The organism is Marinobacter flavimaris (genome assembly GCF_045057155.1).
Classification (GTDB): domain Bacteria; phylum Pseudomonadota; class Gammaproteobacteria; order Pseudomonadales; family Oleiphilaceae; genus Marinobacter; species Marinobacter manganoxydans.
Map to the genome: position 1 here is coordinate 3,209,897 of NZ_CP171359.1, position 12,215 is coordinate 3,222,111.

Below are 12,215 nucleotides of genomic sequence, written 5' to 3' on the forward strand. Positions count from 1 at the left end.
TGAGCCGCTCTATTTCCAGCCGTGCAGAAGGCGGGCGTAGTTAAGACGCTCCCAGGTTCGGGCATTGGGGGCGTTCGCCATTGACAGGACGCCCCGGGCTTCCGCCAGCGAGCGGTATCCCATTCCGGAGAGCCGAGCCGTCATTTCCCGGGTAATCCTCGACAGGGCGCCAGTACCCTCCGACAACACGGCCGAGACCACCTGCACAGCGGAAGCGCCCGAAAGAATGGCTTTTGCCGCATCGTCACCACTGTGAACGCCACCCGAAACCGCCATCTCCAGTGTTGTCTGGCCAAACAACATGGCGGCTGCGTGTAACCGCAACGGCAGCTCGGCACTGGTCGACAGCACCACCTCCCGGCTTAACTCCAGCTCATCCAGATCCATATCCGGCTGATAGAACCGGTTGAACAACACCACGCCCCGGGCCCCCGACTCTTCGATACCGGCGACGAACGCAGGCAAGGCCGAGTAGAAAGGCGATAGCTTGACGCTGACCGGAATGCTCACCTGCTCAGCCACTGACCTCACAACCGAGAGTTGTCTCTGTTCCAGTGCCTCCGCTGTTTCCTCCGGATCCGAGGCCAGGTCATAGAGATTCAGTTCGATAGCATGGGCGCCCGCCGCTTCCAGCTCACGTGCATGCCGGGTCCAGCCACCCGCTGAAATACCGTTGAGCGAGGCAATCACCGGCACACCCAGCGAATGTCGCAACAGCTCCAACCGCTGCAGGTAGCTGTCCGATCCCATCTCGAACAACTCGGATTCGGGAAAGAACGATCGGGCTTCGGCGTCCATGTTGATCCGCGAATCAATAAACCGGTGAGCCGCCATTTGCTCCTCCACCAACTGCTCCTCGAAGAGGGAATGCATCACCACGGCACCGGCGCCAGCGTCAACACAGGCCTTCAGCGCGTCCAGGTCATCGGTCAGGGGGCTGGCGCCGACCACAAGGGGGGAGCGAAGCTCCAACCCCAGCCAACGGGTTGCCAATTCAGTCATGACGTTCACCCTTTTCATTGTCAGCGTCAGAAGTTTCATGGGGCTCAAAGTGAATCCCCGCCAGCTGCTTGTAGAGCTCACGCTGTTCAGTGGCCGCCTCCGAAGCCGCAGCCACCAGCTGTTCATAGCGTTGGAGATCCCGCAGCTCCAGCATCCGGAAGCGGGCTTCTTCCTGCATGTAGGCTTTCATGGTGACTTTCTGACGCAGGGAGTCCAATTGCAGGGGCGGCAGCCCCTCGTGAATACGCCGGGGATCAAACCGGTACAGCGGCCAGGCCCAGCTGTCTACCGCCCGCTTCTGCTGTGCGGGCGAGTGCACCAGGTCGTAACCGTGGGCAATGCAGGGGCTGTGGGCGATGATCAGTGCCGGGCCGTCGAAGCTCTCGGCTTCCTGCAGGGCCTTGGTGGTGTGGTTGCTGTGGGATTGCATGGCAATCTGGGCCACGTAGACGTGACGATAACTCATGGCCAGCAGGCCCAGATCCTTCTTCCGGGTGGCCTTGCCGGCAGCGGCGAACTTGGCAATCGCACCCATGGGGGTGGCCTTGGACTGCTGCCCGCCGGTGTTGGAATAGACTTCGGTATCGAGTACCAACAGTTTCACATTCTGACCCGAGGCCAGGGCGTGGTCGAGACCGCCATAACCAATATCGTAGGCCCAGCCGTCGCCCCCTATTACCCAGACACTCTTCGGACAGAGCTCATCGGCCAGACTGTCCAGTTCCCGGGCCTCTGGCGTCTGCTTGTCTGCCAGCCAGTTCCGCAGCTGCTCAATGGCTGTGCGTCTGGCTGCCATTGCCCATTCATCAACGGTGGTGCAGGCGCTGGTCAGCTCCGGGTAGAGTCCGTCAGGTAGTTCTTCCCGGAACCCTTCCAGTAACTGCCAGGCCCGACCGACAAGCTTGTCCAGCCCCAGACGCATGCCCAGGCCCAGTTCCGCCGCGTCCTCAAACAACGAGTTGTTCCAGGTAGGACCACGGCCGTCGGCGTTCACTGTGTAAGGCGTGGTGGGCAGATTGCCACCATAGATCGAGGAACATCCGGTGGCATTGGCAATCAGCAACCGATCGCCCACCAGCTGGGTCAGCAGACGGATGTAGGGTGTTTCACCGCAGCCGGAGCAGGCGCCGGAATATTCGAACAGGGGAATCAGCAGCGGCAGGGATTTGAAGTCCCGGGGGATACGGTCTCTGGGCACAGCCGGCAATTGCCGGAAAAACGCCAGGTTCTCTGCCTCCACCTCACGGTGCGCTTCGATCGGCTGCATATTGATCGCTTTGCGTTTGGGCTGGGTCCGGTCCTTTGCCGGGCAGACCTCGACACACAAGCCACAGCCGGTGCAGTCATCAGGCGCCACCTGAATACGGTAATCCAGTCCCTCCAGCTCCGAGGTGTGGGTTTCCGGCACCACCTCGAACGCCTCTGGCGCCCCTTTGACCGTCTCGGGCTCAAACACCTTGCTGGTGATCGCGGTGTGCGGGCAGATCATTGCGCAGAAGTTGCACTGCACGCAAAGGTCAGATTCCCAGATCGGGATTTCCAGAGCGATACTTCGCTTTTCATACTGGCTGGTTCCCGTTGGCCAGGTACCATCCGGCGGAAAAGCACTGACCGGCAGCTTGTCCCCCTGCCCTTCCAGCAACAGGCGGGTGACTTTCTGCACAAAGTCCGGCGCATCCTCCGGCACTCTTGGTGGCCGGGTGCGGGTGGCCGTTACCTTGTCCGGTACCGGTACCTCGTGCAGGTTGTCCAGCGCCGAGTCCACCGCTTCCACGTTGCGACGCACCACTTCCGGCCCGCGGCGGCCCCAGGTTTTGCGGATGGATTCCTTGATGTGGGCAATGGCCTCATCCCGGGGCAGGATATCCGCCAGGGCGAAGAAGCAGACCTGCATGACCGTGTTGATCCGTCTTTCCAGACCCGCTTTTTCCGCCACTTCGGCGGCATCGATCACAAACAGTCGGGCCTTGCGCTCAACCAGCGCCCGCTGGACCTCTTCCGACAGCCGGTCCCAGACCTCCTCTTTCGGCCAGGGCACATTGAGCAGCACCGTGGCGCCCTCGGCAGCGTGTTCGAGCACATCAAACCGCTCCAGAAACTGGGGCGCGTGAATGGCGACGAACTGGGCCCTGTTGATCTGGTAACTGGAGCGGATCGGCAGCGGCCCAAATCTCAGATGGGAGACAGTGGTAGCGCCGGATTTCTTGGAGTCATAGACAAAATGGCCCTGGGCAAACAGCTCCGTGCCCTCACCCAGGATCTTGATGCTGGCCTTGTTGCTGCTGACAGTGCCATCGGCACCGAGACCGAAGAACAGCGCCCGGCGGGTTTTCGGGGATTCAATATCCAGTTCGCTATCCACCTCCAGCGAAAGGTGGCTGACATCGTCCCGCACGCCGACGGTGAAGCGGGTTTTCGGCGCTGCCGCTTTAAGTTCGTCGAAAATGGCGCAGACCATGGCCGGCGTAAACTCACGGGAAGACAGCCCATATCGGCCGCCAATCACCCGGGGCAGTACCTTCCGATCCCCCCGGCTGTAGGCCTCCATCAGGGCACCGCTGACTTCCAGCAACAAGGGCTCACCCTGGGCTCCCGGTTCCTTGGTGCGATCCAGCACCGCGAGATGTTCGACGGTATCGGGCAAAGCGTCCAGAAAACGCGACGTGGCAAAGGGCCGGAACAGGCGGACCTTGAGAACCCCGACCTTCTCACCCTGCGCCAGCAGCCACTCCACCGTTTCATGGGCGCATTCGGCCCCGGAACCCATCAGGATGACCACTCTGTCGGCCTCAGGGTGCCCAACATAATCAAACAGACGGTATTGCCGACCGGTGATACCGGCGAAACGGTCCATCACGGCTTCAAGCTTCCCCGGGAATGCCTGATAGAAGGGATTGATGGCCTCCCGGGCCTGGAAGAAGGCGTCCGGGTTCTGGGAGGTGCCGCGAACCACTGGCCGGTCCGGTGTCATCCGGCGGCTGCGATGTGCTTCAACTCCGTCGTGCGATACCAGCGCCTGCAAATCCTGGTCACTGAGCGCCGCAATCTTGGAGATTTCATGGGAGGTGCGAAAGCCGTCGAAGAAATGCATCACCGGCACCCGGCTTTCCAGGGTGACGGCGTGGCCGATGGCCGCAAGGTCCTGGGCCTCCTGTACCGACCCCGAAGCCAGCAGGGCAAAGCCGGTACCGCGGGCACTCATTACATCGGAATGGTCGCAGAAGATCGACAAGGCATGGGTGGCAACGCTGCGCGCAGCAATATGCATGCAGAAGGGCGACAGCTCACCGGCAATCTTGTACAGATTGGGCAGCATCAGCAGCAGCCCCTGGGACGCAGTAAAGGTGGTCACCAGTGAACCGGCCTGCAGTGCCCCGTGCATGGCACCCGCGGCACCAGCCTCGGACTGCATTTCGACCACACTTGGCACCTGCCCCCAGAGATTGGGCTTGCCCAGGGCCGCCCAGTCATCGGCATGCTCGCCCATGACCGAAGCAGGGGTAATCGGATAGATGGCAATGGTCTCGCTCAGGCGATAAGCCACCGAAGACACCGCTTCATTGCCATCGAGGGTATGAAACTCCATGGCCACAACTCCTTGTGGTGAGGCCGAAAGACAGTTCTGAGTCTAGTATCGGCCGGGCCAACCGCAAAGGAACGGGATTGATCTGAGACAGATTTGAGGAAGAAACAGGTTCAGGAACTGGCTGATCCTGCCTGAATCAAATCTTGGAACAGGGAATGATAATCGCCGGCCAGGCTGGATGCCCGCCAATCCTCCGGCGGGCAGGCCAGAAGCTGTCCTTCCAGCAGCTGTTCAAGCGTGTCGGCAACCACTTCAGCCTCCATCGCCGCATTTTCCTGATGACTCTCATAGCGACACAGATCCGGCACGTATTCGCGATAGGCCAGGCGATCCGGCGCCAGTGGCACGCAACCTGAAGCCATGGCTTCCAGCATCGACAGCCCCTGGAAATCGTGCAGTGCCGTGGAGATCACAATATCGGCCTGACGCAGCAACTGATCATAGTCTTCACGATTCTCGAAAAACCCCCAGTGTTCGATGCAAGGACCAAACTGTTCCCGGATCCGGTCAAATGCCTTCGGATAGCTGCGAAATCGCTCACCCACCACACTCAACCTGAACGGCATCGAACGCTGGTCCAGCACCTGCAGGAACTTCAGCAGACGGTCAGGCCCCTTGTCATATTCCCAGCGATGGTTCCAGAGCAGATGGGGGCAGGCCCGGTTCATAAGTGGCCGGCGATCAGCAAACAACCGGTCCTCGATCGGCACCGGTATCACCCTCGACTTGTCCCGCAGGGTTTCGATCAGGCCCTCGGGCACTGCGTCGGGCAGCTTCTTGAGGAAAGAGTCGGCGCCAGCCAGAAAACTGTCCCGGTTCCAGCCACTGTTGAACACGACACAATCGGCCGAAAGCGCGCTGTACAGGTTCACCATCTGCGGATCGGCACTGGCGTTCTGGCCACTGGATACCGGGAAGGCGAACTGGTTTTCATGCATGTACAGCAGGCAGGGGGTATTGGCCAGGCGCGGATGTAGCCCCCGCAAGGTTGCCAGGTCCACCATGGAGGTGGCGATGATCAGATCCCAGGATTCCTGCAGGAGCGGCTCATTCAGCCATCTCAGTGGATTGCCACGGATACGCCAGCGGAAGAATCTTGGCGGCAAAGCAAGAAACTGCCATTCATAACGCGGAAACATGGCGCTCAACTGCTCCCGCCAGCGCCTGTGACTGGCGGCATCGTAGCCAGACAGAAGGAGTATTCTCGGCGTGGTTCCAGAGGTCGTCATACGATGTCTCACTAACCAGCCTGAATCTCAGGCCGAGCCCGGGAGAGTGCCCAAAGCCCGAGCACCGGACCGGGGAACAGCAGGAGAACCACCCAGACATTCAACTGGCCCCAGAGCCCACTGGTCAGCCAGATGGCCGGCAGCGTCAGACCAAACCCGACCGCATTCATCACCGCCAGAGAGGAGCCTACCGACTCCCTCGGCGCCGTTGCCGAGGCCAGCGCCGAGAATTGAGGTGAGTCGGCAACCACAGCAATGCCCCAGACAATGAGCAAAACGATCAGCAAGGCCGGCGATAGTCCGTTCAGCCAGGGGTAAACCAGGCAGAAGGCCCCGGACACCATCAGGGCTCGCCGGGCCACCCATTCACTACCCCGTGTTCGGCTGAGCCGGCCACCACCGACGCAACCTGCCGCACCAATGCCAATGACAGCAAACGACAACCAGGGAATAAGTGCGTCACTCTGCCCCATCCGCTGCAGCTCCCGGCCGATGAGCAGGGGTGTTAATGTCCAGAACGCGTAGAGCTCCCACATATGGCCGAAGTAACCACCGGCCACTGCCCGGAATCTCGGGATGCGCAGAGCCGCCAGCCCCTGGCTGAGGGGCAATCGCCCGCTGCTTCTAGGCAGGTGCGGGCCGTCACCCAGCAGAAACACCAGCAGCCCTCCGGCCACGGCAAGACAGGACGCCGCCATCAGCGGCCACTCCCAGGGCATGCCCAGGGTTGCTCCGCGCATCAGGTGGGGCAGCGCCGTTCCCAGTGTCAGCATGCCCACCAGCCAGGCCAGGGCAGCCCCGGCATACTTTGGCGTCCAGGCAATGACCATTTTCATGCCCAGGGGATAGATCCCGGCCAGACACAGCCCGGTGGCAAAGCGCAGGAGGAAATCGAGCGGCGGCGCACCGGCAGCGAAAATAAATCCACCGTTAACCAGAGCCCCCAACAGGCTCGACAGCGCAAAGATCCGACTCGCGCCAAAGCGGTCGGCCAGGCCGGTCACCGCAATGGTCAGGGTGCCTGCGATAAACCCGGCCTGCACCGCCAATGTCAGCCGCCCGAGATCACTCTCGGTCAGGCCCAGCTCGCCGGCCAGCGACAACCAGACACCGTTGATACTGAACCAGAGCGAGGTGCCGAAAAGCTGGGCCAGAACGATCACAGGGAGGGGGTAACGTCGTAGCAGGTCGATCATTGTTTCACCAGTCGGTCCAGTCGCAGGCGCTCCCGGTCGTCGAACAGTCTTCGCCCGCCCCAGGAAACTGCCATCAGGGCACCAAATCCGGTGCCGACGGTGATGATCAGCATCACCAGGATCTGGTATTTCACCGCCACTGCCGGCGGGCTGCCTGCGAGAATCTGGCCGGTCATCATACCGGGCAGGCTGACGATACCGGCAGCGGCCATGGCGTTGATGGATGGCATCATACCACTGCGCATGGCGTCTCTCCGGATATCTTCCAGCGCCTGCTTCCAGGTCTGGCCCAGCATCAGGCGGTTCTCGATGACGGCCCGCTGCCGCCAGACCGATTCGTTCAAACGATCCAGCGCCAGGCTGACGCCTGTCATGGTGTTTCCGAGCATCATGCCCAGAAGGGGAATGGCATACTGTGGGGTGTACCAGGGGTCTGGGCCGATCACTACCGAGAGCGCCAGTACCGTCACCGAGAAGGACGATACGAACATCGATCCGGTGCCGATACCGAACGCCCACCAGCCCTGGAGTCTTCGGCCCTGACGTGCCACAACCTCCCGGCCGGCAACCAGAAGCATGACCAGGGCCATCAGGGCGATCCATTGGAAACCGGACGACGCAAACAGTGCCTCCAGAACCAGCCCGATCAGCGCCAGCTGAATCACCGTTCGAAGTGCAGCGATCAACAGGTTTCGGGTAATGCCCAGTCGGGCCAGATACCCCGTCCCAGCCAGGGCGAGCACCAGCAGCGCAGCCAGACCCAACTTCCACCAGGCCAGATCAATCACTTCCATCGGCGCGCTCCAGGCTGGTGCCAAGAATCCGGTAATGGGCATCGGCTACCCGATGAATCTGGCCAACATCATGGGCGACCCAGAGCACTGCGATCTGCCGCCTACGGATTTCCTCAAGCAGCCAGGTTTCAATCGCTTCTGTGCTGTCGTTGTCGAGGTTGGCGGTGGGCTCGTCCAGCAAGAGAACCTCAGGCTCAAGCAGCAGAGCCCGCCAGAGCGCCAGCCGCTGCCGCTCACCGGAAGACAACCGGCTTACCGACCACTCCAGCACCTCGGGCGGGAAGCCCAGCGCTGACGGCAATTCTGCCTTCACATGATCCGGGAAGTGACCTCCAACCTCATCAAACCACCACTGGCTGTCTGCCGGCACCATCACCACCCGGCTTCGCCATTGGTGGGCGGGCAAATCCTCCTGGCAGGTATCAGCCACAGACACGGTGCCCCCATGGGGCTCCAGGTCCGCCACGGCTCTCAGCAGCCGACTCTTGCCACTGCCTGACGGACCGGACAGACAGACAACCTGTCCACCAGGTACCGTCAAAGACACGTTACTGAGAGTGCCAACACAGAGATTTTTCAGGACCAAATCTGTCAAGATAGCCTCATCAGGGCTCGCCAATGTTCATAACGGATATACCATTGCACAGTGTCCTGCCAACAACCAGCCACACAGGCCAGGGATGTATGAAGCTTCGATCTCTTGTTACGTTCACACTGGCAGTTGCACTGATTGCCCCGCCGTTGGCAGCAGAGGTCAGTCTGGCACCGTTTGCCGGTTTTCGCATGAGCAGTTCGGTGGATATCGAGACCGCCGGCGCCAGCACCTCAGACCAGATCGACTTCCGGGATTCCGCCAGCCAGGGACTGGTGTTCAATTTTGATCTGGCAGAGCCCGGCAAACAGGGAGAGATTTATTTCGGCCGGCAGAACACCTCCGCCCGACTGGACAATGGTCTGTTTGCACCGAGCCTGGATTCCATCGACCTGACCATCTACCAGCTCCAGTTCGGCGGGCTGTATTTCCCGGCTGGCCAGAATCATGGCGGGTTTGTCTCTGGTGTGTTCGGCGTTACCCGCCTCGAGCCGGACGATTCACGGTATGAAACCCATCACCGGGCCGCCCTGTCCATTGGCGGCGGGTACCAGTTTTTCCTGACGGAACAACTGCGCCTGAGGCTCGATCTGCGTGGTGTTTACACAGCCCTGAACTCGGGCGGCTCCGCGTTCTGCTCCGGCGGCTGCGAACTCAGATTCGACAGCAGCGGCTACCTGCAGGTGGAAGCTGCCGCAGGGCTGGCCATTCGGTTCTGAAGCCCGGTCAGGCCGTCACTGGCCGCCGCTGGGGCAACAAAACCGACAGCAACGCGGCCATGGCCACCAGACCCGACGATATCCACAAGCAGGCCTCCAGCCCCCAGGCCTGGTAGACCCAGCCGGACAGAATCGTTCCCAGCAACCGGCCGGCGGCATTGGACATGTAATAGAAGCCCACATCCAGGGACACCCCATCACCGCGGGCATAGCTAACGATGAGATAGCTGTGCAGCGACGAGTTGACGGCAAACAGCACGCCAAACAACAGCAGGCCACCAACAATCACGAACTGGGGTGACCAACCCGCTGCCAGGCCGATGGCAATCGCTGCCGGAATCAGCGCCAGTGCTGCCGCCCAGAGCACAGCAGGCTGCTTGCCTTCCATGTTGCCGGTGATGCGCGGGGCAATGGTCTGAATAAAGCCGTAGCCGATAATCCAGCTGGCCATAAAGCCGCCCACTTTCCAGAAGTCCCAGCCAAAGACCGTGTGCAGGTAAACGGGCAAAGCAACCACAAACCAGACATCCCGCGCGCCGAACAGAAACATCCGGGCCGCCGACAAGACATTGATGGCCCGGCTTTTGGAGAGGATCTCGCTGAACTTCGGTTTGGCCTTGCTCTTGCCCAGATCCTGTCCCAGCAAGAACAGGCTGGCCAGCCAGACCAGTCCCAAAGCCACCGCCATGATAATCACGGCACCCTTGAAGCCGGCCGCCATCAGCAGGACCCCACCGAGGAAAAAGCCCACACCTTTGAGGGTATTTTTGGAGCCCGTCAGAATGGCCACCCACTTGTACAGGGTGCCCTGCTGCTCATCCGGCACCAGCAACTTGATGCCGCTCTTGGCGGACATCTTGTTCAGATCCTTGGCAATGCCGGACAATGCTTGCGCCGCCATCACCCAGGGCACCGTGAGCATCGCCGCCGGCACCGCCAGCATGCCCAGCGCCACAATCTGCAGGAACAGCCCGATGTTCATGGTGCGGTTCAGGCCCATGCGGGCACCCAGGTAACCGCCCACCAGATTGGTCACCACCCCGAAGAACTCGTAGAAGATGAACAGCAGGGCGATTTCCAGCGGCGAATAGCCCAACTGGTAGAAATGCAGCACCACCAGCATCCGCAGGGCACCATCGGTGAGGGTGAAAGCCCAGTAGTTACCGGTGATAATCAGGTACTGTCGGATGGCGGCCGTCATATCACGCCGAGCCCACCCGGCGCGCCAGTTCGGCGGTGCGGTTGGCGTAGCCCCACTCGTTGTCGTACCAGGCATAGATTTTCACCTGGGTACCGTTGACCACCATGGTGGACAGGGCATCAACGATGGAGGAACGCGGGTCGGTCTTGTAGTCGATGGACACCAGTGGGCGCTCTTCGTAGCCCAGAATACCGTTCAGTTCACCCTCGGCAGCCTCTTTCAACAGCTGGTTTACGGTGTCCCTGTCGGTAGCCGATTCCACTTCAAACACGCAATCGGTCAGCGACGCGTTGGTGAGCGGCACGCGCACGGCGTGGCCATCCAGGCGCCCTTTCAGTTCCGGGAATATTTCGATAATCGCCGTTGCTGAACCGGTGCTGGTGGGGATCAGTGAACTGCCGCAGGCTCTCGCCCGGCGCAGATCCTTGTGGGGCGCATCGATAATGGTCTGGGTGTTGGTCAGGCTGTGAATGGTGGTGATGGAGCCGTGCTTGATGCCCAGCTTCTCATGAATCACCTTCACCACCGGTGCCAGACAGTTGGTGGTGCAGGAGGCGGCGGTCACAATGCGGTCGTTGGCCGGGTCGAAAATATCATCGTTCACACCAACCACAATGTTCTTGGCGCCCGCCTCCTTCACCGGTGCCGTGACCACGACCCGTTTCACGCCCTGGTCCAGGTACGCCTGCAAAGCACTGACCTTCTTGTTCACGCCACTGGCCTCGATCACCAGATCGCAGCCGGACCAGTCGGTTTCACCGATGCTCCGGTTGTGAGTCACGCGAATGCGCTGGCCCTCGATGACGATATCCGTTCCGTCGGCAGTGGCTTCCCGACTCCAGCGACCATGGATGCTGTCAAAGTTGAGCAGGTGAGCCAAAGTACCGGTATCGGCGCCCGGATCGTTGATGGCCACAAACTCCATATCTGGCCAGCCCCAGGCGGCCCGCAAGGCCAGACGACCGATTCGGCCAAATCCATTAATGCCTACTTTGATCTTGCTCATGTTGTGCTCCTGATAAACCTGTTCCGTACATTAGACCCTGCGGACATTACAGACATTGGACAGATGGGCGGTCTGCCATGGCCTGCAATCGCGCAAGCGGGTTCTCTATCAATCGGCCGTTATGGCTGGCGGTTTCATCCAGCACCCGGGCCAGCCACTGCGGAATGCCCGGGTTCAGGGAATAGTAGATCCACTGGCCCCGACGCTCCGTGGCCAGCAGGCCGGCATCCCGCAACGTGGCCAGATGCCGGCTGACTTTCGGCTGGGGCGCTTCAAAGGCTTCGGTAAGCTCGCAGACACAGAGTTGCCCCTGGCTGCGGATCATTAACAGCGCCGCAAGGCGGAAATCGTCGGCCAGCGCCTTGAACACCGTGACCGGGTCATAGCTGGCGGGTTTCGCTCCAGTTTCTTTCTGATGAATGAGTGCGAACAGGGCGACTCGCTCTTTGATCTCCTTAAGCCTGAGGGCGAAAGTGGAATGGCGGTTTGCTGGTACCGGATCGGCAAAATCCCAGGCAATCTGCTGGGCCGGCTGGCAGACCGCACCGCACTCGCTGGAAGCTTTCTCGCAGAGGGTAATCACGTAATCCCAATACTGTTCCTGCAAATCTGCCAACCGCTTGCTAGAAAGCCCTTCCGTCGATACGCCGGCTTCCTCAAGAACCTGCAATGCCATCGGGTGGGGCTCGGTTGGCTCGGTACCGGCGCTGGCCACTTCAAACCGGTCCCCGGCTATGTCCCGCAGCAAGGCTTCTGCCATAAGAGAACGGGCACTGTTGGCGGTACAGACAAACAAAACGCGGCGCTTCATATCTGCTTCCCCATATATTCGGCTTTATGGATATCCAATTTTGTGCATAATAGATTCAGTCTCCCTACGAGTAAAGGAA

General features: G+C 60.6%; 10 protein-coding genes. 1 reads left to right on the forward strand and 9 read right to left on the reverse strand.

Going from position 1 to position 12,215, the window contains the following annotated elements:
* Positions 1 to 9 precede the first annotated feature (9 nt).
* From ACGK9W_RS15115 to ACGK9W_RS15140, 6 genes are all read right to left on the reverse strand, one after another.
* Positions 10 to 1,002, reverse strand: coding sequence for a dihydroorotate dehydrogenase-like protein (locus ACGK9W_RS15115; protein ID WP_053113209.1), 993 nt, complete (start codon positions 1,000 to 1,002; stop codon positions 10 to 12).
* On the reverse strand, positions 995 to 4,588 hold the full coding sequence (nifJ, locus tag ACGK9W_RS15120; RefSeq protein ID WP_405417355.1) for a pyruvate:ferredoxin (flavodoxin) oxidoreductase: 3,594 nt from the start codon (positions 4,586 to 4,588) through the stop codon (positions 995 to 997). The genes ACGK9W_RS15115 and nifJ overlap by 8 nt, the downstream gene beginning before the upstream one ends.
* Before the next feature lie 110 nt (positions 4,589 to 4,698).
* A complete protein-coding gene (locus tag ACGK9W_RS15125) occupies positions 4,699 to 5,817 on the reverse strand; it encodes a DUF3524 domain-containing protein (protein WP_405417357.1) in 1,119 nt (372 codons plus the stop codon).
* An 11-nt stretch (positions 5,818 to 5,828) separates the two neighbouring features.
* On the reverse strand, positions 5,829 to 7,013 hold the full coding sequence (locus ACGK9W_RS15130; protein ID WP_053113212.1) for a nitrate/nitrite transporter: 1,185 nt from the start codon (positions 7,011 to 7,013) through the stop codon (positions 5,829 to 5,831).
* Positions 7,010 to 7,807 (reverse strand): ABC transporter permease, encoded by a 798-nt coding sequence (locus ACGK9W_RS15135; protein WP_008172978.1) that lies wholly within the window; start codon positions 7,805 to 7,807, stop codon positions 7,010 to 7,012. The genes ACGK9W_RS15130 and ACGK9W_RS15135 overlap by 4 nt, the downstream gene beginning before the upstream one ends.
* On the reverse strand, positions 7,794 to 8,402 hold the full coding sequence (locus ACGK9W_RS15140) for an ATP-binding cassette domain-containing protein (RefSeq protein ID WP_405417360.1): 609 nt from the start codon (positions 8,400 to 8,402) through the stop codon (positions 7,794 to 7,796). The genes ACGK9W_RS15135 and ACGK9W_RS15140 overlap by 14 nt, the downstream gene beginning before the upstream one ends.
* Before the next feature lie 89 nt (positions 8,403 to 8,491).
* Here ACGK9W_RS15140 and ACGK9W_RS15145 point away from each other — a divergent pair, with 89 nt between their 5' ends.
* On the forward strand, positions 8,492 to 9,118 hold the full coding sequence (locus tag ACGK9W_RS15145) for a hypothetical protein (RefSeq protein ID WP_008172980.1): 627 nt from the start codon (positions 8,492 to 8,494) through the stop codon (positions 9,116 to 9,118).
* Positions 9,119 to 9,125: 7 nt separating this feature from the next.
* On the opposite strand, the gene arsJ is transcribed toward ACGK9W_RS15145, so the two are convergent.
* From arsJ to ACGK9W_RS15160, 3 genes are read right to left on the reverse strand one after another with little or no spacing between them, the layout of a single operon-like run.
* Entirely contained in the window at positions 9,126 to 10,319 is a 1,194-nt protein-coding gene (gene arsJ, locus ACGK9W_RS15150) for an organoarsenical effux MFS transporter ArsJ (protein ID WP_104270788.1), read from the reverse strand.
* A gap of 1 nt (position 10,320) precedes the next feature.
* On the reverse strand, positions 10,321 to 11,325 hold the full coding sequence (locus ACGK9W_RS15155) for an ArsJ-associated glyceraldehyde-3-phosphate dehydrogenase (protein WP_104270787.1): 1,005 nt from the start codon (positions 11,323 to 11,325) through the stop codon (positions 10,321 to 10,323).
* A 46-nt stretch (positions 11,326 to 11,371) separates the two neighbouring features.
* A complete protein-coding gene (locus ACGK9W_RS15160) occupies positions 11,372 to 12,136 on the reverse strand; it encodes a metalloregulator ArsR/SmtB family transcription factor (protein ID WP_008172983.1) in 765 nt (254 codons plus the stop codon).
* Positions 12,137 to 12,215 lie beyond the last annotated feature (79 nt).